This window comes from Pseudomonas sp. LS-2, assembly GCF_003605735.1.
Classification (GTDB): domain Bacteria; phylum Pseudomonadota; class Gammaproteobacteria; order Pseudomonadales; family Pseudomonadaceae; genus Aquipseudomonas.
In genome coordinates this window covers 1-21,284 of record NZ_QXTJ01000015.1, presented here as the reverse complement: position 1 = coordinate 21,284, position 21,284 = coordinate 1, and the positions used below count along the sequence as shown (strand labels likewise).

Annotated in this window: 18 protein-coding genes and 3 pseudogenes; 11 read left to right on the top strand and 10 right to left on the bottom strand. The window is 60.7% G+C overall.

All coding sequences use genetic code 11. The annotated features are described in order from the left end of the window. Positions 1–38: 38 nt before the first annotated feature. Positions 39–571 (top strand): annotated as a pseudogene (gene def, locus D3M70_RS08235) (peptide deformylase); the annotation flags it as partial. A gap of 87 nt (positions 572–658) precedes the next feature. On the opposite strand, the gene D3M70_RS08230 reads toward def, so the two are convergent. Next, positions 659–1,489: a class I SAM-dependent methyltransferase gene (locus tag D3M70_RS08230; protein WP_120125309.1), complete on the bottom strand. Its 831-nt coding sequence runs from the start codon at positions 1,487–1,489 to the stop codon at positions 659–661. A 302-nt stretch (positions 1,490–1,791) separates the two neighbouring features. After that, positions 1,792–2,208, bottom strand: coding sequence for a GNAT family N-acetyltransferase (locus tag D3M70_RS08225; RefSeq protein WP_375232942.1), 417 nt, complete (start codon positions 2,206–2,208; stop codon positions 1,792–1,794). Positions 2,209–2,316: 108 nt separating this feature from the next. Here D3M70_RS08225 and D3M70_RS08220 point away from each other — a divergent pair, with 108 nt between their 5' ends. From D3M70_RS08220 to D3M70_RS08190, 7 genes are all read left to right on the top strand, one after another. Then, the gene (locus D3M70_RS08220; RefSeq protein ID WP_120125307.1) at positions 2,317–3,258 is read left to right on the top strand and encodes a fatty acid desaturase; all 942 of its coding nucleotides are present in this window, start codon (positions 2,317–2,319) and stop codon (positions 3,256–3,258) included. A gap of 15 nt (positions 3,259–3,273) precedes the next feature. Continuing rightward, positions 3,274–4,053 (top strand): phosphate/phosphite/phosphonate ABC transporter substrate-binding protein, encoded by a 780-nt coding sequence (locus D3M70_RS08215; protein ID WP_120125306.1) that lies wholly within the window; start codon positions 3,274–3,276, stop codon positions 4,051–4,053. A gap of 411 nt (positions 4,054–4,464) precedes the next feature. Continuing rightward, a complete protein-coding gene (locus D3M70_RS08210) occupies positions 4,465–4,974 on the top strand; it encodes a sigma-70 family RNA polymerase sigma factor (RefSeq protein WP_120125305.1) in 510 nt (169 codons plus the stop codon). A 60-nt stretch (positions 4,975–5,034) separates the two neighbouring features. Further along, positions 5,035–6,048, top strand: coding sequence for an ABC transporter substrate-binding protein (locus D3M70_RS08205; protein WP_120125304.1), 1,014 nt, complete (start codon positions 5,035–5,037; stop codon positions 6,046–6,048). 167 nt (positions 6,049–6,215) lie between these two features. Next, positions 6,216–6,764, top strand: coding sequence for a GNAT family N-acetyltransferase (locus D3M70_RS08200; protein ID WP_120125721.1), 549 nt, complete (start codon positions 6,216–6,218; stop codon positions 6,762–6,764). 106 nt (positions 6,765–6,870) lie between these two features. Then, positions 6,871–7,380 (top strand): hypothetical protein, encoded by a 510-nt coding sequence (locus D3M70_RS08195; RefSeq protein ID WP_120125303.1) that lies wholly within the window; start codon positions 6,871–6,873, stop codon positions 7,378–7,380. A 59-nt stretch (positions 7,381–7,439) separates the two neighbouring features. Continuing rightward, the gene (locus tag D3M70_RS08190) at positions 7,440–7,877 is read left to right on the top strand and encodes a nucleoside deaminase (RefSeq protein ID WP_120125302.1); all 438 of its coding nucleotides are present in this window, start codon (positions 7,440–7,442) and stop codon (positions 7,875–7,877) included. Positions 7,878–8,005: 128 nt separating this feature from the next. Here the strand turns inward: D3M70_RS08190 and D3M70_RS34110 are convergent. From D3M70_RS34110 to D3M70_RS08170, 5 genes and pseudogenes are all read right to left on the bottom strand, one after another. Further along, positions 8,006–8,443: pseudogene (locus tag D3M70_RS34110) on the bottom strand (methyl-accepting chemotaxis protein); the annotation flags it as partial. Positions 8,444–8,542: 99 nt separating this feature from the next. Then, a pseudogene (locus D3M70_RS34105) lies at positions 8,543–9,325 on the bottom strand (PAS domain-containing protein); the annotation flags it as partial. 466 nt (positions 9,326–9,791) lie between these two features. Next, on the bottom strand, positions 9,792–10,793 hold the full coding sequence (locus tag D3M70_RS08180) for a diaminopimelate epimerase (RefSeq protein ID WP_120125300.1): 1,002 nt from the start codon (positions 10,791–10,793) through the stop codon (positions 9,792–9,794). Positions 10,794–10,873: 80 nt separating this feature from the next. Continuing rightward, entirely contained in the window at positions 10,874–11,476 is a 603-nt protein-coding gene (locus D3M70_RS08175; protein ID WP_120125299.1) for a LysE family translocator, read from the bottom strand. A 53-nt stretch (positions 11,477–11,529) separates the two neighbouring features. Continuing rightward, positions 11,530–12,366 (bottom strand): AraC family transcriptional regulator, encoded by an 837-nt coding sequence (locus D3M70_RS08170; RefSeq protein WP_120125298.1) that lies wholly within the window; start codon positions 12,364–12,366, stop codon positions 11,530–11,532. A 389-nt stretch (positions 12,367–12,755) separates the two neighbouring features. Here D3M70_RS08170 and D3M70_RS08165 point away from each other — a divergent pair, with 389 nt between their 5' ends. Further along, complete coding sequence (locus D3M70_RS08165) at positions 12,756–13,097, top strand: hypothetical protein (protein WP_120125297.1); 342 nt, start codon at positions 12,756–12,758, stop codon at positions 13,095–13,097. Between the two features lie 49 nt (positions 13,098–13,146). After that, entirely contained in the window at positions 13,147–14,307 is a 1,161-nt protein-coding gene (locus D3M70_RS08160) for a PQQ-dependent sugar dehydrogenase (RefSeq protein ID WP_120125296.1), read from the top strand. Between the two features lie 394 nt (positions 14,308–14,701). On the opposite strand, the gene D3M70_RS08155 is transcribed toward D3M70_RS08160, so the two are convergent. Genes D3M70_RS08155 through D3M70_RS08145 form a run of 3 tightly spaced genes read right to left on the bottom strand, consistent with a single transcriptional unit; the run spans position 14,702 to position 19,607 of the window. Continuing rightward, the gene (locus D3M70_RS08155) at positions 14,702–16,045 is read right to left on the bottom strand and encodes an HlyD family type I secretion periplasmic adaptor subunit (RefSeq protein WP_120125295.1); all 1,344 of its coding nucleotides are present in this window, start codon (positions 16,043–16,045) and stop codon (positions 14,702–14,704) included. A gap of 12 nt (positions 16,046–16,057) precedes the next feature. Continuing rightward, the gene (locus tag D3M70_RS08150; protein WP_120125720.1) at positions 16,058–18,220 is read right to left on the bottom strand and encodes a type I secretion system permease/ATPase; all 2,163 of its coding nucleotides are present in this window, start codon (positions 18,218–18,220) and stop codon (positions 16,058–16,060) included. Positions 18,221–18,251: 31 nt separating this feature from the next. Beyond that, complete coding sequence (locus tag D3M70_RS08145) at positions 18,252–19,607, bottom strand: TolC family outer membrane protein (protein WP_120125294.1); 1,356 nt, start codon at positions 19,605–19,607, stop codon at positions 18,252–18,254. 421 nt (positions 19,608–20,028) lie between these two features. Here D3M70_RS08145 and D3M70_RS32205 point away from each other — a divergent pair. After that, a partial coding sequence (locus D3M70_RS32205; RefSeq protein WP_177418392.1) for a retention module-containing protein occupies positions 20,029–21,284 on the top strand: 1,256 nt, incomplete at its 3' end.

Below are 21,284 nucleotides of genomic sequence, written 5' to 3'. Positions count from 1 at the left end.
ATCTGTCCGGCGCATCCGCCCACTCAAAAGGCTCTTCCATGATTCGTGAAATTCTGAAAATGGGTGACGAGCGCCTGCTGCGTATCGCACCGCCCGTGCCCGAATCGATGTTCGGCTCCCGCGAGCTGAAGACCCTGATCGACGACATGTTCGAAACCATGAGAAGCGTTGGTGGCGTAGGGCTCGCCGCGCCGCAGATCGGCGTCGATCTGCAACTGGTGATCTTCGGTTTCGAGCGCAGCGAGCGCTATCCGGATGCCGAGGCCGTGCCTCAGACCATTCTGTTGAACCCTCTGATCACGCCCCTTGAACAGACCCTCGAGGAAGGCTGGGAAGGCTGTCTTTCGGTACCCGGCTTGCGTGGCGTGGTGGAGCGTTATGAGCACATTCGCTACGAAGGCTTCGACCCTGATGGCAAGCCGATCCAGCGCGTGGCCCGGGGGTTTCACGCGCGGGTGGTGCAGCATGAATGCGATCACCTGATCGGTCGTCTGTACCCGTCACGCATCACCGACTTCAGCCGGTTCGGGTTTACCGAAGTGCTGTTTCCTGACATGGACCCGAATGCGGANTGGTCGCGATCTGGTGGCTAAAGATAGCCTGACACACCGCTACCGCCGGCAAGCCGTGCTGCTACAAAAGCAACGCCGCCCTATCCCTATTTTTCCGGTTTGATAAACCGCAACGTCATGCGGTCTGACTCGCCGATCGCCAGGTATTTTTCCTTTTCCTGCTCGCCCTTCACCAATGCGGGCGGGAGCGTCCAGACGCCATCGGGATAGTCCTTGGTGTCTTTCGAGTTGGCGTTCACTTCGCTTTCGCCCGCCAGAGTAAAGCCTGCGGCCTGCGCCAGCTTCACCACATAATCGGTGGGCAGGTAGCCGTTCTGCTCGTTGTCCTTGGCGGTCGTGCCAGGTTTGGCTCGGTGATCGACAACACCCAGCGTCCCGCCCGGCTTCAGCACGTTATAAAACGCCTTGAAGGTCGCGGCTTCATTTCCCGCATCGACCCAGTTATGCGCGTTGCGAAAGGTCAGTACGGTGTCGGCAGATCCTGCCTTGCCGAAGACCGGCGCCTTGGGCTGATATTCCACGACCGCGACCTTGCCGTAGTGGGCCGCGTCCGCCGCGTATTTCTGCTTGAGGTTGTCGGCTGATTTCTTCGCGTAGTCGCTGACTGAAGGGTCGACGATCGCTGCCACGTAATGCCCTTTGTCCTTGAGCAGCGGCGCCAGCAACTCGCTGTACCAGCCGTTGCCGGGGGTGATCTCGATGACAGTCTGGTCGGTGCGCAAGCCGAAGAACTGCAACGTCTGCTCGGGATGGCGATACTGATCGCGCGCGGCGTTTTGCGGCACACGCCAGTCGCCCTTGAGCACCGTGGCGAACTGTTCGTGGCTGACGTTGGAAGCAGGGGCGGGTGGTGCGGCGCTCGCCAGGGTCGATCCGAAAACAGCAGCAAGGGAAAAAGCCAGAAGCGTCGATTTCATGTGCATCCCGTTCAACAACAGAAAGTGATGGGACGAGGCTAGCACGGGAGTTTCAGCGGGAGATGGCACGTTTGGTTTGATCGACCGCTCAAACCGATCTAAGCCCCGGAACGGATTCGTCTGCACTACCGCCATCGGTAGCGAGCTCACTCCTACACGGGACTCGCCGTACTACCGCCATCGCGAGCAAGCTCACTCCTACACGCGACTCGCCGTACCGCCGCCATCGCGAGCAAGCTTACTCCTACAGGCCAGAGCTGTGCCTTTTAGGAGTGGGCTTGCTCGCGATAGCGTTGGTGAAGTCAGCATCGATCTGAATACAAAAACGCAATCAGCGACTTCGTTTGTCGATAACGCGCCAGTCGATCAACCAGCTCTCGCGGCAGAACCTCGGTTTCAACAAACCCCAGTCGCTGATAAAACCCCGCCAGACCGGGTTCGCAAAACAGCCAGACTCGGCGATCACCCCCTGCGATAGCCGCCTCGACCAAACTGCTGGCGAAACCTTGCCCGCGTTGCTCGGGGGCGACGAACAGTCCGGTCAGCCACTGCCCATCGTGTACGGCTCGCAAGCTCAATGCCGCGACGATTTCACTGTCTCTGGCGACCCATATCTGCGCATCGCCCTTTGCGCGCATGGATGAGCGATGAGCCCGGTAGAACTTCTCCAGCAGGGGGCGTTGAAGCTCGGGCAACTGAGTGAACCGCATGAGTGGCAGAGGCTCGGCAGGGATTCGGGCCTTCGTTCTACCCTCATAACCAATCGGTCTACAAGATTTTCTGGTGTCGCGTCACAACAGGACATCACCCGGACGCAGGACCCAGCGATGCCCCATTACCTCGACGACGCTCAACGCCAGGACGTGCTTCGTCTGCGCGCAAGTTTTACCGGTCGAACGCAGTGGCCGACCTGGCTATTGCTGATCGGGGTTTACGTCGTCTGGCCGACGATGTTGCTGCTCAGTCCGCGATTGGGGGTGTGGCCGACCACGGTGCTGATGATTCCGCTGATCGTGCTGTGGATGTCGCTGCAACATGAACTGCTGCACGGCCATCCGACCCGCCATCTGTGGCTGAACAAATGCCTGGGTTATGCGCCGTTCGCAATCTGGTATCCCTACACGTTGTATCGCGACACCCACATGCAGCATCACCGCGACGAAGACCTGACCCATCCGGGCCTTGATCCGGAGAGCCGTTACCTGAGTCAGTCGCACTGGCGGCAGAGTGGCCGGGTCATGCGCCTGCTTCGCTGGCTCGACAAGACGCCCCCGGGACGACTGGTGTTCGGCGTGCCACTGGCGCTGGGCAGTCTGCTCGTCGATGAGTCCAGACGCCTGCTGCGGGGCCAGTTACAGGCCTGGTTGATGTGGGCGACTCACGGGTTCTTTCTGGTGCTGATGTTCGCCTTCATCGAGCGCTACAGCGCACTGTCGTCCCTGCATTACGTGCTGATGATCTCAGTGCCCGCGCTGGCGATCTCAATGGTGCGTTCCTACTACGAGCATCGTCCCAGTGAGCAGCCGCAACGACGGACAGTGATCAACGAGGCGTCGTGGCCTTGGCGGTGGCTGTTTCTCAATCTGAATCTGCATCTTGTGCATCACGATCTCCCGGGCCTGGCCTGGTATCACATTCCTGTCGTGTATCGCGCCCGCCGCGAGCAATGGCTGGCACGCAACGGTGGTTTTCTGGTCTCTGGGTATGCTGAACTGTTTCGCCGTCACAGCGTCAACCCCATCGACAGTCCCCAACATCCCTACGTCTAGCGCCGGTGCTCGAACATGCTTCAGGGTTTCGCCGAATTACAGATGTACGTCGCGCCTGAAAGGGTGCGTGAAGCCCAGGAACAATGGCTGATCCGCGTGCTGGAGCGGCTTTCGGCGACGCGTCTGGACCCCCGGACCCTGGACCTCAAACAGCTGTGGCTATCGCCGCGTTTGCTGTTGGCGCAAACCTGCGGCTATCCCCTGATGACGGCGCTGCACGGGCAGGTGCAAGTGGTCGGGCGGCCGCTCTATCAACTGCCGAATGCGTCTGGAGGCAACCATTGCAGCCTGATCGTTGCCCGTGCCGACGATCCTCGGCAACGGCTCGAAGATTTCCGCGGCAGCCACGGTCTGCTCAACGCTCAGGACTCCAACTCGGGCATGAATCTGTTCCGCCACACGCTGGCGCCGTTGCACGAGGATGGGCGTTTTTTCGCACAGGTGTCGTTGACGGGCGGACATCGCAACAGCCTCGTGGCGATCAAGGCGGGGGAGGGAGACCTGGCGGCCATCGACAGCGTCACGTTCGACTATCTGGCGAGGGATCACAGCGAAGAGATTGCGGGGGTGAAGGTGATTGCGCGCACCGCGTCGGGGCCTTGCCTGCCTTACATCACGAGGATTGGTGCAGATGCACAAGCGATTCGTGAAGTGATGAATCAGGCGTTGAAAGATTTGCCCGACGTCGCGGCGGTATTGGCGATCGCTGAAGTATGGCCTGCCAACGAAGCAGATTACCAAGTACTGCTGGAATACGAACGTGCCGCGATGCAAATGGGGATAACAGATCTGTAGCCGTCCGGCTTGCCGGCCGTAGCGATTTGGAAGCCCCCACCGCCGGCAAGCCGGACTGCTACAGGCTGCGTGGGGCCAATCGTGATGAGTGGTCTGACGAGGACTTGTAGCAGCACGGCTTGCCGGCGGTAGCGATTTGGAAGCCGCCACCGCCGGCAAGCCGGACTGCTACAGACTGCGTGGGGGCCAATCGTGATGAGTGGTCTGACGAGGACTTGTAGCAGCACGGCTTGCCGGCGGTAGCGATTTTGCAGATGCGACCGTTTCAGCAGCCGTGCCTATTACAAGATTGGTTATTTCCATTTGAACTATAAAAATCGCTTTTAAGTATTATTAACGCATAAAAGCCCTTGCTAGGATGGCTCCACCGGAACACCGGACAGAACAATCAATCCATGCCAGGGAAGCCTTATGTCCGGCGCCAATCTGTCCCAACGCCAATACCTCGGCGGCCTTTTTGACCAGCATTATTCATGGCTGTGTGAGCGCCTTTGCCGCCATCTGGATTCCCGCGCCTGCGCCGAAGACATAGCTTCCGAGGCTTTCCTGCAACTGTTGGCATCGCCCAATGTGGTCCCTATCCGGGAGCCGCGAGCGTTGCTGACCACCATCGCCAAACGCCTCGTTTATCAGCGCTGGCGCCGTCGTGATCTGGAGCGAGACTACCTCGACGGACTTATCCATGAAGAGCCTGCCGCCGTGTCATCCACTGAAAAGCTGGCTGAGACCCTGCAACTGCTCGACCGCATGGACCGTCGCCTCAATCGGTTGCCGGCCAAGGTCAGGACGACCTTCGTGCTGTCTCGCGGCAGCGGTCTGACTTATCCCGAAATCGCCGTCAGATTGGGTATTTCCTCTCGCTCGGTCAGCGACTACATCGAGAAAGCTGAAACCTGTTGCCTGCGCGCTTGTCTGGAATGAAGCGTGTGCTGTGCTAAACCCAACTGAGTGTTTTCCATCCCTGAGCCTCGAGAGACAACAATGACATCGATCAAACACCTGCTGGGCGGCTCGCTGCTGGCATTGGCTGTGCTGACCGGCCCGGCGCAGAGCGCTGAGAAAACCGCCCCGATCCACTTCGGGGACATCACTTGGGAAAGCGGCAGCCTGATCACCGAAATTCTGCGCACCATCGTCGAGAAGGGTTACGGCTACCCCACCGACAAACTGCCGGGCAGCACCGTGAGCCTTGAAGCGGCGCTGGCGAAAAACGACATTCAGGTGATCGGCGAAGAGTGGGCGGGGCGCAGCCCTGCGTGGGTCAAGGCCGAAGCGGAAGGCAAGGTGTATGGCCTTGGCGATATCGTCAAAGGCGCAACGGAAGGCTGGTGGGTGCCGGAGTTCGTGATCAAGGGCGACCCGCAGAAGGGCATCAAGCCCTTGGCGCCGGACCTCAAGTCGGTCGCCGATCTGCCCAGATACAAAGACGTGTTCAAGGATCCGGAATCGCCTGACAAGGGCCGCTTCCTCAACAGCCCGAGCGGCTGGACCTCGGAGATCGTCAACACGCAAAAGCTCAAGGCCTACAAGCTCAACGACAGTTACGTGAACTTCCGTACCGGCTCCGGCGCCGCCCTGGACGCAGAAGTGGCGTCGTCCATTCGCCGGGGCAAACCGGTCTTGTTCTACTACTGGTCGCCGACGCCGCTGCTGGGCCGATTCAAGCTGATCAAGCTTGAAGAGCCACCCTTCAACGAGGCCGCCTGGAAAACCCTGGCCGATGCCAGCAACCCGAATCCGGTCGGTTCCAGTTCCCTGGCGGCGCACCTGGCGATCGGCGTTTCCGAGCCGTTCCACAAGCAATACCCGGAACTGGTGAGCTTCTTCCAGAAAGTCGATCTGCCCATCGATCAGTTGAACAAGACCCTGGGTGAGATGAGCGAGAAGCGCCTGGAGCCGGATGCCGTGGCCAAGAGCTTCCTCAAAGACCACCCGGAAATCTGGACCCAGTGGGTACCAGCCGATGTGGCGAAGAAGGTGACGGCGGGGCTTTGATTGCAGTGCACTGACTGTAGCAGCACGGCTTGCCGGCGGTTCCGATCATAAGAGCGCTACCGCCGGCAAGCCGGACTGCTACAGGATGATTGGCGCAGGACTGGCAGGCATCCTCAGCCTGCGCCATGCTCATGGTTGGTATCCGATCCGCCCGCGAGCCCGCCATCATGAACACGCCCCTTTCTTCCCTGAACACCGAACACCTGATCCTTCGTGAACTCTCCCACGACGACACCCCGGCCCTGGCGCGGATTCTGGGTGACGCAGAAGTCATGCGCCATTCGGTGCGTGGCGTGCTGTCGGAGCAGGCGACCGGAGAGTTCATCGACTGGTGCCGACACTCCTACCGCCAGCACGGTTTCGGGCCATGGGCGGTCGTCGACAAATCCTCATCAACCTTGGCCGGATTCTGCGGTCTGAATGCCGAGCGCGTGGATGACGCCGACGAAATCGAGATCGGTTACCGGCTGGCACAGCGCTTCTGGGGCAAGGGACTGGGCACCGAAGCGGCTCGAAGTGCGCTGTCCCATGGCTTCGACACACTGAAGATCGATTCGCTGATCGCCATCGTCGAGCCCGCCAACATCGCTTCGGTCAAGGTGATCCAGAAACTGGGATTCAGCGGTTTCATCCACAGTCAGTATCACCGTCACGGCGTCAGGATCTATCGGATGAATGCGCAGCAATGGTCGTCGCGGCCTGCCGCGCAGGACTGATACCCGTTGTCGCAGACCGGACTGACTGGCAAACCGTGACTCAGGTGCTAGCTTCACCGAGCAGTCAATGAGTTGATCACACAGAAAAAGTCGCCGGGGAGAGGACATGGGATATAGCAGATCGACTGCGTTGACGATATTGAATGTGGCCACAGGCCTGTTGTTCGGCCTGCTGCTGGAAGTGCCCGGTTTTGCCATGGCCGCCGAAGCCGCGCCGTTGCCACCCAGCGCGCTGGCGTTCGTGCAGGACCGGCATCTGGGCGAAAGCCTTGGCTGGCTGGGCTATCAGGTCGCATCGCGCACTGTCACCTTCACCACCATCGTGGAGGCGGTTGGGCGCACCAAGGCTCAGGAAATTGTTAAGGACGAGCTGCAGTACCTGCAACCGCACTATCAGCAGGAATGGGATCGCAACCTTGCAGCCGCCTATGCGGCGTCGTTTACCCCCGATGAACTGACCGCGCTCAACGTCGGCGATCCGCCCCCCGACGTCGCCAACAAATTCCGCGCCAGGCAACGCGATGTCGGCATGGACATGAAGGGCCGTTCCAGCGAGCTGCTCAAGGTCTATGTTTCCACGGCGCTGGACAACGCGCTGAAAAAAGCCAAGCCTTAGCGCTTCAAGCCCCTCTGGTTCGGGGCTGTATTTTTTGATCGAAAGGTAAAGGAGAAACCATGGACCCATTCATGCAGGCGGCCATAGAAGAAGCGCAAAAAGGACTGGCCGAGGGCGGTATTCCGATCGGGTCGGTCATCGTTCATGACGGCAAGATCATCGGTCGTGGCCACAATCGCCGGGTTCAGGAAGGCAGCGCGATCAAGCACGGCGAAATGGACGCGTTTGAAAATGCCGGACGCCAGCCCGCAAAGGTCTACCGCGAAGCCACTCTTTACACCACGCTCTCACCTTGCGCGATGTGCAGTGGCGCAATCCTTTTGTACGGTATCCGCAAGATCATCGTCGGCGAGAACGAGACGTTCATGGGCGAGGAAGAGCTGCTGCGTTCGCGCGGTGTGCAGGTGGATGTGGTGCACAACGCGACCTGCGTCGCGCTGATGAAGCAGTTCATCGCCGACAAGCCTGAGTTGTGGAATGAGGATATCGGGGAATAATCGACGGCACGGTCGAGCGACCGCAACGCGCTCTGTGGCAGCACGGCTTGCCGGCGGTAACGATCTCAAGGACGCCACCGCCGGCGAGCCGGACTGCTACAGGGGCATGGCTTCAATGCTTCAATGCTTCAATCCAGCCGCAGCGTCGAGCTGAACTGACTGATCGCATCCACCACATGCCGGGACCCTTGCTGGATTTCCAGGATCACTTCCCCGGCCTCGTTGGCCAGCTCGACGCCCGTGCCGGTCCGGCTCAGACTCGATTGCATGCTCGACACCGCGCTTTTCGCCAGTTCGTTGTTCTGCCGTACCACATCGACGATCTCGACCGTGGCCTTGCTGGTTCGCGCTGCAAGGCCACGCACCTCATCGGCAACCACCGCAAAACCACGGCCGTGTTCGCCGGCGCGCGCGGCTTCGATGGCCGCGTTGAGGGCCAGCAAGTTGGTCTGGTCGGCAATGCCGCGAATGGTCTGCACGATGGTGGCGATGATCTCCGATTGCTTGTTCACCGCGTCGATACTGCGCGCCGCTTCGTTGAGGTCGTGGGAGATCTGCTCGATCACCGAGACCGTCTGTTGCACCACGCTGGAACCCTTCTGCGCGCAAGCGTCCGTGCGCACTGATGTGTCGTGTGCGGGGGTCGCGGCACTGCGTTGTACGGTCACTTGCTCGGTAATGTCGCTGGCGAATTTCACCACTTTGTACAGTCGGCCCTTGGCATCGAACAGCGGGTTGTAAGTCGCTTCCAGATAGACCTTCTCCCCTAGCTTGTTCACCCGCTCGAAGCGATGAGAGTGATATTCGCCGCGATTGAGCGAGGCCCAGAATGCCTTGTACGCAGGCGAGTCGACTTCCTCCCGGGTGCAAAACAGGCTGTGGTGCTGGCCGACCACCTCGTTGAGCGAGTAATGCATGGTCTTGAGAAAGTTGTCGTTGGCGGTGATGACGCGACCATCCGGCGAAAACTCGATTGTCGCCATGGAGCGTCCGATGGCGTCGATCATGCTCTGGTTCTCGTGATCCTTGTAGGCACGGGCAGTGATGTCGGCGGCGACCTTGATCACGCTCTGTACCTTGCCGTCGTTGTCGAACACCGGCATGTAGCTCGCTTCCAGCCAGATCTCGCGTCCTGACTTGTCCAGACGCATGAACGTACCGCACAGCGGCTCGCCGCGTGCCAGGTCGCGCCACAATTTGCCGTAGGCATCGCTGTCGCAGAATGCCCTTTCGCAGAAGATGCGATGGTGTTTGCCCACCAGTTCGCCAGGTTGATAGCCCATCGCGTGGCAGAACTTTTCGTTGGCGTCGAGGATGATGCCCTGGGGGGTGAATTCGATCATCGCCATGGAGCGGCCGATCGCCGCCAGCTTGGCCTTCGACTGGCACAGGGCTGCGGTAGATACCTGCAATTGGGCTTCGACCGCCTTGCGCTGGGAGTTGAACATCTGCCACTTACCTCAATATTTACGCGGTCGAAGTGACCGTCTTCCATGATGGGCTGTAAAGGGTGTCGACCTCACAGGTGCTAGCTTGAGTCATGGCGGTATGACATTCGCTGCATGGAGTGCCCGGGCAAGTGGCTGCAAGGGTTGAAGCAGAGCGCTTCGGACGGGATGAATAAGCAGTTGACCGATCGTCTGATATCGATCGAAGCGAGCAATTGTCCCGTAGTTGACGGTTTGGTCAGCAATTCCATATGGGTGCCTGACGTCCTGGTCGAATGACATCGCTACAGCCCGCGCACCTTCCCGTTATCGAGCCAGGCGCGGCGGTTTTCCAGAGCATAGCCAAGCGGAAGATGGATGCAATCCCCAATAGTGGCAATTTCACATTCTTCTGCGTTTCAGTTCGCAAATCACTGAAAAACAATCGGCGCCGGCTGTGACGAAGACAGCACGGTGGCTCGCAACGTCAGCGCTGGATATGTGCGGCGCCGAATAATTGAACCTGCTGCAGACGACCTTCATGTTCGATCAGACGCACCGGAGCGGTGCCACCGGGCATGACGATCTCGACCAGACCTGCGCCCACCCAGCCGCATAGCCAGGCAGCGCAGGCCACGGCACTGGCGCTGGTGCCCGAGGACGCCGTTGGTCCTTCGCCGCGCTCGAACACCCGCGCCATGATTTGGTTCGGGCCGATTTTCGCGGCCCATTGCAAATTGACGCCGGCGGGGCAGGGTTCGCCCGTGCCGAACTCGCCCGCCGCGAAGGCGATTTGGGTCAGCGCATCATTGAGCGGCGATTCGTGCAATTGTTCGAAGCTCGGTAACGCCTCGACGTCGGGCACCAGTGTGACGCAGTGGGGATTACCGACCCTGACGAACACGCTGGTCTGCCAGTGCGGGTGAAGGCTTGCCAGACGTTCAACCCGGTTGACCTGCGCATGATCGAGCATCGCATCGCCGACACCGGTACCTCTGGCACCGACGGCCTTCGCGCCGAATGCCGGTGTGCCGATGTCCAGCCAGAACCCCGGTAAACCCTCGATAACGGCCGCAACCGCATCGGTCGGTACAGGGCTGGCCGAGTCCTGATTGTCGTGATGAACCCGCAGGGTGAAGCCTTCAACGCTCAACACCCGACCCGTGTCAGTCAGTGACTGGGCAAAGATGGTCAGACCGTTGCCACTGCGTTCGGCGAGGGTGCCGTCGGTGTTGACGATCAGCACGTCGAAGGGCGCCGCGTCCTGAAACGGCCCAACCAGCAAACCGTCCGAGCGATGGGTTTTGCTGCCTGCGGGACGTTGGCCGTCTGGCCAGTCGCAGATCGCAGCAACGGCGCCGGCCGTCCAGGATTGTCGCGCCAGCGCTGCCTCGGCCGCTGAGTCGGGCAGACTCACACCCAGATTGCGCAGCGCTTGAGGGGAAATCACGGCGTAGATATTGCCGCGTGCATCGTAGAAAGGGGCCATGGCAAGTGTCCGGATCGGCATCGGGAAGTGCGCATTAGATCATGCTACGGGTAGGTCTTTGACGATCATCCGTGGCGGGCTCAAACCACCAGCGTCACCCACGCCGACACCAGCAACAACACCGCCATCACTTGATTGAAACGCTTCATGCTCCGGGGCGAGCGGCAGAACTTCGCGGCACTGACCCCCAGATACGCCCAGGCGCCCATGCACGGCACCGCCACCATGAAAAAGATCAGCGACAGCCATGCCACACGCAACATGCGCTCGGCATCGGTGCCCGCGAACACACTGACCACCGCCAGTGCCATCAGCCAGGTTTTCGGGTTGACCACTTGCAGACTGGCAGCACTCCACAGGCCAAGGCGCGGGCCTTTGCTGGCTTGGTCAGCATCGACGGCTTCGGCGGGCGCGCTGAAAATCTGCCAGGCCAGCCACGTCAGCCAGGCAATGCCAATCCACGACATCACGGTTTGTACCTGAGCGTGACGTGCCAGCACCTCGCCAAGACCGGTGCCGACGATCAGCACCAGCAATGCCGCACCGGCGCAGCCTCCCAGCATGATGGGAAGTGTGCGCACCAGACCATGGCGCGAGCTGTTGGTCATCACCAGAATGTTGGTCGGGCCAGGTGTGATGGAAGCGACGAAAGCGAACAGCAGAAACGGCAGGAAACTTTGCATGGGACCACTCGGCAGCAATTGATCATGCAGCGATGATCGCGGGGCGCGGGTTGTCAGTCTGGAAGATTTGAGCAGCGGCGGCGATAGTCGGCGGGCGTCATGCGATAGGCGCGCTGGAACCAGCGCCCCAGATGGCTCTGGTCGGCGAATCCGAGGGTTGCAGCGACATTGACCGGCAGCTCGCCACGGGCCAGCAGGCGGCGAGCGCGGGTCAGTCGCAATTGAATCAGATACGCATGGGGTGCCAGACCGAACGCGGCCTTGAACGCTCGGCTCAAGCGAAAGCGATCGACCCCGGCGGCGGCCGCCAGATCATCAAGGCCGATATCCTGGTGCAGGTGACTGTGCAGATAGTCCCGCGCCCGTTGCGCGGCCAGAGGCAGCCGCGGATCGGGGCTGATCAGGGTGCGCCAGCGAAGATGGCTGGTCAGGTTCGACAGCAGAGTGTCCAGCGCGGTCTGGCGCACGATGCGCAGTTCTGCGCTGTGCATGGCTTCGAATGCGTTGGCGGTGGCCATGGCCAGGCGGCTGTCATCGGCCAGGGTTTCAGCGAAACTCAGTTGCGCGTTGTCCGGTGCCTGTTCGAATTGCGCGCGCAGTTCGCGCTGCAGCCAGTGGGGGTCCAGATACAGCGTGCGATAGGTAAAGCCGTCTGCCTCCGGTGCGTGACCATCATGAATGTCGCCGGGCTCCAGCAGGAACACCTTGCCGGGCGTGCTCTTGTACTGCTGCCGACGGCAGTTGAATTGCTGCACGCCTTGCTCGGTGATGCCGACCAGATAGCTGTCGTGCCAGTGCGGATCGTACGCATGCCCCTCGAAATGCGCGCGCATCGTCTCGATGCCGGACGTTGCGTCCTGCTTGAGATCGATCCAGTTGCGATCGGGCATGGGATTTCCTTTTTGATCAGCCATTGCATTTGCGGTAGCAGCCGCCTGTAGCTGCACGGCTCGCCGGTGGTGGCGTTCGCCAGTTCGCTACCGCCGGCCAGCCGTGCTGCTACACAAAGAGGTCGTCGTGCATCGGTATCATGCGTCGGTAAACTTAGCGCGCAGCTTAACGCCGAGTCTGGAAGATTTGTGCAACAGGCGACCGGCGACTTCGGGCTGGTCTCAAGGGTTGGCCCCAAGGGCGTTGATCACAGACGGACTATCCTTGTTACAAAGAGAACCGTCCTACACGTTGCTCATCCTCCCTCCCGAGGCGAACCTACCCGACTCTGCACCATCAAACACCGGAATCGTCACTCGTTCGGCACCCTCCCCACGTGAGGTAAATAATGAACCGTTTCCTGCGACACCTTGCACTTGTCTCCCTGGGCGGACTGTTGACTCTCGGCGGGGCTCAGGCGAGCGACAGCGTTACCCCGTCTCCCCAATGGCTGGCCTCGGCGAGCTACCTCAACCGTACCAATAGCAACCCCGACAACGGCGCGATCCGCCGCGCCAATCCCAATAGCCGTCAAGGCACTCAATCCATCTCGCCACCGGTGCGCGGCCCCAGTCTTGGGCCCACTCAACCACGTCCACCGACCCTGGAAAACGGCGGCATCGGCAACGGCCAACCCACCCGACAGACATCGCCACGGCCTTCCGGTGGCGCGGAGCGGCGCAGCAACTGAATCGGCAACACGACAGCCAGAGTCATTTCTCAGTCAAAAGGAATCGCCCATGTTGCGTAGAACCACCTTTCGCAAGACCTTGATCGCCGGTGTTTGTGCATCCGTATTGCTTGGCCTGTCCATTCAGGCATCCGCTGCCACCTACCAGAGCGAGGAGGGCACCTTGACGGTGGATGAAGTGGTGACGGGCTTGCAGCACCCTTGGGCGGTGGCGTTCTTGCCGGATGACAAGGGCATGCTGGTGACCGAGCGCACGGGCAGCCTGAGGCGGGTAGCGTCCGATGGAAAACTGTCGGCTCCGATTTCCGGTGTGCCCACGGTCTGGGTTCAGGGCCAAGGCGGTTTGCTGGACGTCGAGCTGTCACCGGACTTCGCCAAGGACCGCATGGTCTACCTGACCTACGCCGAGGCGGGCAGCGACGGCAAGACCGGAGGCACGGCGGCAGGGCGCGGTCGGCTTTCGGATGACATGACGAAACTGGAAAACTTCACGCGCATCTTCCAGCAGCAGCCGAAACTGTCCGTGGGCAACCACTTCGGTTCGCGCATCGTGTTCGACCGAGATGGCTATCTGTTCATCGCTTTGGGCGAGAACAACAATCGCCCGACGTCGCAGGATCTGGACAAACTCCAGGGCAAGATCGTGCGCCTGTACCCGGACGGCACGGTACCCAAGGACAACCCCTTCGTCGGTCAGAAAAACGTGCGCCCCGAGATCTGGACCTACGGCCATCGCAACCAGCAAGGTGCGGCGCTCAACCCCTGGACTGGCACGCTGTGGACCAACGAGCATGGGCCCATGGGCGGCGATGAAATCAACATCATCGAGCGCGGCGCCAACTACGGCTGGCCGATTTCCACCTTCGGTATCGATTACACCGGACAGCCGATTTCCGAGTCCAAGGGCAAGATCGTGGAGGGGGTGAAGAACCCGTTCCATGTCTGGGAGAAATCCCCGGCCATCAGCGGCATGGCGTTCTACGATGCCGACAGATTCAAGCAATGGGATCACAACATCTTCATTGGCGCGCTGGCGGCGCAGGTGCTGATTCGTCTTGAGCTTAAGGACGACAAGGTGGTGCATGAAGAACGTTTGCTGGGTGAACTGAAGTCGCGCATCCGCGATGTGCGTCAGGGGCCGGACGGTTACCTGTATGTGTTGACCGATGAGGACGACGGCAAACTGCTGAAGGTGGGACTGGCGCAGTAGCCGGGGTTCCTTGGCTCGCCGCCCGCAACTACCCGGTCCACCTCAATCCCGGAACGCCGCAACCATCCGGTCCACCCCAATCCCTGTAGGAGCAATCCGAGTTTACGAGGGTCGCGATTGCGGTGTATCAGACACGTTTTCGCTGCCTGACCCACCGCAATCCCCGATCACCGCAACAANATCCCTGTAGGAGCAATCCGAGTTTACGAGGGTCGCGATTGCGGTATATCAGACACGTTTTCGCTGCCTGACCCACCGCAATCCCCGATCACCGCAACCATCCGGTCCACCTCAATCCCTGTAGGAGCAATCCGAGTTTACGAGGGTCGCGATTGCGGTATATCAGACACGTTTTCGCTGCCTGACCCACCGCAATCCCCCGATCCCCCAAACGTCACCGCTCCCGCAACGCCTCGGTCCGCGCTTTCAGGACCGGTTTCAACAGGTAATCCATCACGCTCTTCTCGCCGGTGATGATGTCCACCGTCGCGACCATCCCTGGAATGATCAGCAGCGGTTTGGCGTCGCTACCCAGGTGGTTTTTGTCGGTGCGAACCTGGATCAGATAGAAGGTATTGCCCTTGTCGTCGGTGGTGGTGTCAGCGCCGATCAGTTCCAGTTTCGCTGGCAACCCGCCGTAAATGGTGTAGTCGTACGCACTGAATTTCACCATCGCTTTCTGGCCCGGATGAAGGAAGGCGACGTCCTGTGGCCGCACCTTGGCTTCGATCAGCAGGTTGTCTTCCAGCGGCACGACTTCCACCATGTCGCTGCCGGGCTGCACCACGCCGCCGATGGTGTTGACCTTCAGCGTCTTGACGATGCCTTTGACCGGCGAGGTCACGGTGGTGCGGGTCACGCGGTCGTCGATGGCGATGCTGGTGGCGCTGGCTTTTGCCAGGTCCGCGCGCTTGTCGTTGAGGTCTTTGGCTGCATCCGAACGGAAGCTGTCGAGGGACTCCTGAATCTTGCTCTTGATCTCGTTGATTGCCGCTTCCGCCCGTGGAATCGCCAGCGACGTCGCGTCCATCTGCCCGCGCGCTTCAGACGCCTTGCCCTTGAGCCGAATGATCTCCACCGGCGACACCGCACCACTGTTGACCAGCGGCGCGGACATGCTCAGCTCCTGCTGGATATAACCCAACTGGCTGCGGTACTGATCCTGCTTGGAGCGAAACTCGGCCACTTCCTGGGTCTTCTGCCGCAGCTGCTCCTGCAGGGTCCGCTGCTCGCTCGCCAGACGACGCTGGCGAGAGTCATACAGCGACTGCTCGTCGGCGGCCACTTGTGGCGCCTTGCTCAATACCTCGGCAGACGGCTTGAACGGACGCCCTTCGGATTCGGCCGAGAGCCGGTCGACCTGGGCCATCAGTGTGTACTTGTCGACCTCGCTCTCGCCCTTGTTTGACAGAAACCGCGTGTCATCCAGACGCAACAGGGTGTCGCCCTTGTTCACGATCTGCCCTTCGCGAACGAATATCTCGGTGACGATCCCGCCTTCCAGGTTCTGAATCACCTGAACCTTGCTCGATGGAATCGCCTTGCCTTCGCCCATGGTGACTTCCTGCAACACGGCGAATCTGGCCCAGACCAGCGCCGTGACAATCAATGCCGCAGCAATCCAGACCGTGATGCGTGAACCCCTGGAAGAATCCTCGGCAACCACACCGGCGACTTCCGGCATGAACTCGGTATCGACCTGACGACCAGGGTGAAAATAGCGCTGAGCGGATGACATAGGGAACGCTCCTTAAACCGTGGTCGGGCCGACACGGCCCTTGCGCAATGCTTCGATGACCAGCTGTTTGGGGCCGTCGGCAACGACCCTGCCGTTGTCAAGCACCACCAGGCGATCAACGAGGCTGAGCATCGACATGCGGTGAGTGACCAGCAACAGCGTCTTGCCCTGCATCAGGTCGAACAGCTTCTGGCGCAGTACGTCTTCGCTGGCGTTGTCCATGTGACTGGTGGGTTCGTCCAGCAACATGATTGGAGGGTCGAGCAGCAAGGCGCGGGCCAGCAGAACGGCCTGACGTTGTCCGCCCGACAGCAACTGGCCGCGCTCGCCCACTGGCCGGTCGAAGCCCAGCGGATGATTGCGCGCAAGGTCGGTCACGCCGGTCAGTTCAGCCACCTCCAGCATTCGTGCATCGGTGACATAACGGGCGCCGAGGGTCAGGTTGTCGCGCAGGCTGCCCGCCAGCAGGGGCAGGTCATGGGCCACATATCCGACTTGCTGACGCAGGTCGGCGACGTCCACCTGACGCAGGTCCAGCCCGTCCAGCAGCAACTGTCCTTCGTCTGGCGTGTAGAAGCCCATCATCATTCGGGCCAGGGTACTTTTGCCCGAGCCGCTGCGCCCTATGATGCCGATGCGCTCGCCCGGTCTGACGGTGATGCTGACCTCATGCAACGCAGCCAGCGTACCGGGGCCGCCATAGGCGAAACTGGCCTTGACCACTTCCACCGCGCCCTTGAGCTGGGTGTGTTGCAGCGGGTGCTTCCCAGGCGTGCGCTCCTGCGGCAGGGCCATCAACGCGTCGGTGCTTTTCATGGTGACCTGCGCCTGTTGATAGCGCGTGATCAACCCGGCGATCTGCCCCAGCGGCGCCAGTACACGACTGCCGAGCATGTAACTGGCGACCAGTGCACCGACGCTGAGATTGCCCGCGATGATGATGTAGACCCCGGCGACGATGGTGGCCATGCCCGAGAACTGCTGAATGAACAGCGTGCCGTTGCTCGCCAGCGCCGACAGATCTCGCGCATGGCTGTCCAGGCGGGTGAGGGCGCCATGGGTATGTTCCCATTTGTGCTGGCGTTCGCTTTCAGCACCACAAGCCTTCAGGGTCTCCAGGCCGCCGAGGGTTTCGACCAGCAATGCCTGCCGCTCGGCCCCCAGCGCAAGGCTGCGTTCGACGGTGTCGCGCAGGCGCATCTGGATGATCCAGGCGAAGATGATGGTGATCGGAAACGCCACCAGTGGAATCACCACCAGCCAGCCACCCAGCAGACCGATCACTGCCAGCATCAACACCGCGAAGGGCAGGTCAATGATGCTGGTCAGCGTCACCGCAGTGAGAAATTCGCGCAGCCCCTGAAAGTCATGAATGCTCTGGGCGAAACCACCGATGCTCGCCGGGCGGGCTTTCATGGCCATGCCGGTAATGCGCTCGAACAGCGTCGCGGAGAGGATCACATCCGTTTTCTTGCCAGCCTGATCCAGCAGGTGCGCCCGCACCAGGCGCAGGGTCAGCTCGAATGCCGTGCCGATCAGCAGACCGATGGCCAGCACCCATAGCGTCGACGTCGCCTGATTGGGCACGACGCGGTCGTAGGTCTGCATGACGAACAGCGGCACCATCAAGCCCAGCAAGTTGATCAACAGGCTGGCGAGAATCGCGTCGCTGTACAGCCAGCGCGACAGTTTGAGGGTGTCGCGGAACCAGGCATTGACCCGCGGCACCAGCGGTGCGCGCAGGTTTTCCAGCTCATGGCGGGGGCGGGCGAACAGGGCCTGGCCGGTGTAGAGCGTGGCCAGCTCCTCATGGGTCACGCGTTGTTCGCCGCCGTCTGCTTCGCTCGGCAGAATCAGCGCCCGACCGTCTTCATCCCATCGTCGAAGGACCGCGCAACGATTGCCCTTGAGCAGCAGTAATACGGGCAGGTTCAGTCCGTCGATGGCGTCCAGGCTGCGGCGCAGAATGCGCGCCTGCAGTCCGGCGCGAGCGGCGGCACGGGGCAGAAGATCGACACTCAAGGACTGTTGCGCCAACGGCAGACCGGCACTGAGGCTGGTACGGCTGGCGCTGCAATCGTGCAGCCTGCAGAGGATGAGCAGGCCATCCAGTAGCGGGTCGTCGAAGGTCGAACGTGGGTCGAACGATGGAGCTGATTCAAACAGAGGCGGCATGCTGGTCACAGACTTCTCCCGCGCTCGCGCGCTACTTCAGTTCAGGCAGCCGTGCTTCGCTTTTGACGTCTGTCAGGGCGACCGCTTCGGTTGGCAGTACAACGCGCTCTTTGCGCAACAGCTCGCCTTCAGTGGCCAGCACCCGGTACATCGAGAACTCTTCGGTGTAGCGCAGTTCGGTGTAGCGGCGGGCTGCGTTATACAGCTCGTTTTCGCTGTCCAGCAGGTCGAGCAGCGTGCGTTGCCCCAAGCCGAACTGGTCCTGATACGCGGCGCGTACCTTGGTCGTGGTCTCAGCGTATTCACGGGCGATCGGGGTCTGGACGCGGGCGTTGTTCATGGCGTTCCAGGCCAGCGACAGGTTCTCGTTGAGCATGCGCAGGGCGTTGTTGCGGATGTCCATCGCCTGGCCGGTCTTGTAGGAGTCGGATTTGAGCCGAGCCTTGTCGCGGTTACCGTTGAACAGGTTGTAGTTCATCACCACGGCCGCACGCCATTCGTTGTCGTGGCCTTCTTCGCCTTGCAGGTTGTCATTGGCGCCTACCGCCAGTTCGCCATCGAAACGCGGATAGAACGGCGACTTCGCCACTTCGTATTGCTTCTCGGCGGCATTGACGTCGGCCTGGGCCGATTTCAGATAGGGGTTGTTGACCAGCATGCTCTGCCGGGCATCGTTCAGGTTCTGCGGCACTTGCCCCTTGATCGAGGCCGGCGCTTCAAGCTCGTCGGGCATCTTGCCCACGGCGCTGAAGAAGTTGGCTTCGGCGTCGGCCAGATCCACTTGCGCGGTGTAGAAGTTGTTCTCCGCCAGCGCGCGACGGGCCTTGGACTGATCGCTGTCGGCGTTGCTGCCGATGCCGCGATTTGCGCGCATGCCGATCTGGTCATTGATGCGCAGGTGGGCCTGCAGATTGTTCTTCGCCAGGTCCAGCATCTCGCGACGTTTGAGCACTTCCAGGTACACCTCGATGGCCCGCAGCGCGAGGCTTTCCGAGGTGCCGCGCAGGTAGTACGCACGGGAGTTGACGACTTCTTGGGTGCGACCCACTTCGTTCTTGGTGTTGAACCCGTCGAACAGCATTTGGCGCAGGCGCAGCTCGGATTGGGTGTAGTTCAGCGTCTCTTCGTTGTGATTGCCGAACGCCCGGGTGGTGGGGCTGTCGGTGTGTTCGCGGCCGTAGGCGGCAACCAGATCCACGGTCGGAAGATAGCCTCCCTTGGCGAATTTCACGTCTTCGTCTGCGGACAATCGGTTGTTCACGTTGGCGTGAATTTCCGGGTGATTGTCGATGGTGTTCTGAATCGCTTGATTCAGTGACATGGCTTGCGCTTGAGCGCAGGCGACCGCCAACACAACTGCACTGTAGAGCGGGGTCAAATCGCGCATGGAAACGTCTCCCTGGATTGTTGTCGTACTGCTAACGCCAAAAAACCGGCGAATGTTGCTGTTAAAACCGTATCAGGTTTGTAACATCACAGCTAAGAACAACTTTGGGAAAAGCTCAGACGTTTTTTTCATAAGGCTTATTCCAAAAAAAACTTATGCCATTTTCGGGTTTCAGGCGATTGTTCTTTTCAGGAAACGCTTGTATTCAACGTTTTACAGGCGTCTTACGGTTGCGGTTGGGCTTTCAACGGAAATTTGACGGCGTTCGATCAAGCGGTTTTTCGAGCAAAAAACCTGAAAAAATTCAGCGACATAAAATTGTCGCTCGATGCTGGCTCTAAGCCATTTCTGTGCGCCGATCGAACAGTTTCTGTTGAATTCGTAACATTTCTGATCCGGTATTTGCAGCAAGGGAGTGGATATGGCCAGGTTGATCGGTACTGTGCAGCAGGTGGTGGGCGATGTTTTCGCGGTGGCGAGCAACGGCACCAAGCGTCTGGTGATCGAAGGCGACAAGGTGTACGCCGGTGAGCTGCTGCAGACCGGGCCCACGGGCGCGGTGGCAGTGCACCTGGCCAAGGGCGGCGAATTGACCCTGGGTCGCGACAGCAGCATGCCGTTGACTCCGCAAATCCTTGCCAACCATGCGACCCACGTCGACACGCCGGACACCGCGCCCAGCCAGGCCCAGCTGTCGGATGTGCAACAGGTCCAGCAGGCAATAGCCGCCGGCGCCGACCCCTCCCAGATCACCGATCCTCCCGCAGCGGGCAATGCGAATCCTGGAGGCGCGCCGAGTGCGTTGGGAGGCGGTCACTCGTTTGTGTTGCTCACGGAGACGGCCGGTGTGGTAAATCCGGTCATCGGTTTTCCGACGGCCGGCCTGACGAGCACTTTTATCGTGCCGGAGGGCGAGGTCGTCGGTGACGATGACGGGGGCAATGCAAGCCTTCCGCCGGAGGTGATTCCGCCTGTAGTGGTTCCGCCCGTAGTGATTCCTCCTGTAGTGATTCCGCCGGTAGTGACACCACCGGACCAGCCGCCGCCCGATCAACCGCCGCCCGTCGAACCGCCACCGCCTGTAAACCCGGTGAACAATGGCGTTACACTCGGCGCAAGCGAAGTCTCGCTGAGCGAAGCCAGCCTGGCCGACGGTAGCGCACCGAACCCCGGTGCACTGACCCAGAACGGGGTGATCAAGGTCACAGCGCCCGATGGCCTGCAGACGCTGACCATCGGCGGCATCGACGTTGTGACAAACGGGGTGGGGATCACATCGCCTCAATCCATCACCTTGCCGTCCGGCAACACCCTCACCATCATCGGCTACAACCCGACCACCGGAGAGGTGACGTACACCTACACGCTCACCGGTCCCGAAACCCACAACCAGGGCGACGGCACCCTCAATAACGAGCAGATCCCGGTCCACGCCGTAGACAGCGACGGCGACGTGACGGACGGCAACATCAACGTGCATGTCACCGATGACGTGCCCCAAGCCATCGCCGATGTCGGCGTGGTGGTAGAGGGCGGGGACGTGACCGTCAACGTACTGGGGAACGATCAGGCGGGCGCCGATGGCCCGGCCGCGGGCGGACTCATCGTCGGTGTGCGGGCGGGTGGCGACACCTCGACACCTGTGGTCGGTGGGCTGAATACGGTGATCAACGGCCT

Excerpts from the sequence above, each read along its gene's own strand:
- D3M70_RS08200 (WP_120125721.1), top strand. The coding sequence starts at position 6,216 with ATGAACACGCCCCTTTCTTCCCTGAACACCGAACACCTGATCCTTCGT.
- D3M70_RS08175 (WP_120125299.1), bottom strand. The coding sequence starts at position 11,476 with ATGCAAAGTTTCCTGCCGTTTCTGCTGTTCGCTTTCGTCGCTTCCATC.
- D3M70_RS08150 (WP_120125720.1), bottom strand. The coding sequence starts at position 18,220 with ATGCCGCCTCTGTTTGAATCAGCTCCATCGTTCGACCCACGTTCGACC.
- D3M70_RS08210 (WP_120125305.1), top strand. The coding sequence starts at position 4,465 with ATGTCCGGCGCCAATCTGTCCCAACGCCAATACCTCGGCGGCCTTTTT.
- D3M70_RS08165 (WP_120125297.1), top strand. The coding sequence starts at position 12,756 with ATGAACCGTTTCCTGCGACACCTTGCACTTGTCTCCCTGGGCGGACTG.
- D3M70_RS08170 (WP_120125298.1), bottom strand. The coding sequence starts at position 12,366 with ATGCCCGATCGCAACTGGATCGATCTCAAGCAGGACGCAACGTCCGGC.
- D3M70_RS08145 (WP_120125294.1), bottom strand. The coding sequence starts at position 19,607 with ATGCGCGATTTGACCCCGCTCTACAGTGCAGTTGTGTTGGCGGTCGCC.
- D3M70_RS08215 (WP_120125306.1), top strand. The coding sequence starts at position 3,274 with ATGCTTCAGGGTTTCGCCGAATTACAGATGTACGTCGCGCCTGAAAGG.
- D3M70_RS08230 (WP_120125309.1), bottom strand. The coding sequence starts at position 1,489 with ATGAAATCGACGCTTCTGGCTTTTTCCCTTGCTGCTGTTTTCGGATCG.
- D3M70_RS08205 (WP_120125304.1), top strand. The coding sequence starts at position 5,035 with ATGACATCGATCAAACACCTGCTGGGCGGCTCGCTGCTGGCATTGGCT.
- D3M70_RS08220 (WP_120125307.1), top strand. The coding sequence starts at position 2,317 with ATGCCCCATTACCTCGACGACGCTCAACGCCAGGACGTGCTTCGTCTG.
- D3M70_RS08160 (WP_120125296.1), top strand. The coding sequence starts at position 13,147 with ATGTTGCGTAGAACCACCTTTCGCAAGACCTTGATCGCCGGTGTTTGT.
- D3M70_RS08195 (WP_120125303.1), top strand. The coding sequence starts at position 6,871 with ATGGGATATAGCAGATCGACTGCGTTGACGATATTGAATGTGGCCACA.
- D3M70_RS08155 (WP_120125295.1), bottom strand. The coding sequence starts at position 16,045 with ATGTCATCCGCTCAGCGCTATTTTCACCCTGGTCGTCAGGTCGATACC.
- D3M70_RS08190 (WP_120125302.1), top strand. The coding sequence starts at position 7,440 with ATGGACCCATTCATGCAGGCGGCCATAGAAGAAGCGCAAAAAGGACTG.
- D3M70_RS08180 (WP_120125300.1), bottom strand. The coding sequence starts at position 10,793 with ATGGCCCCTTTCTACGATGCACGCGGCAATATCTACGCCGTGATTTCC.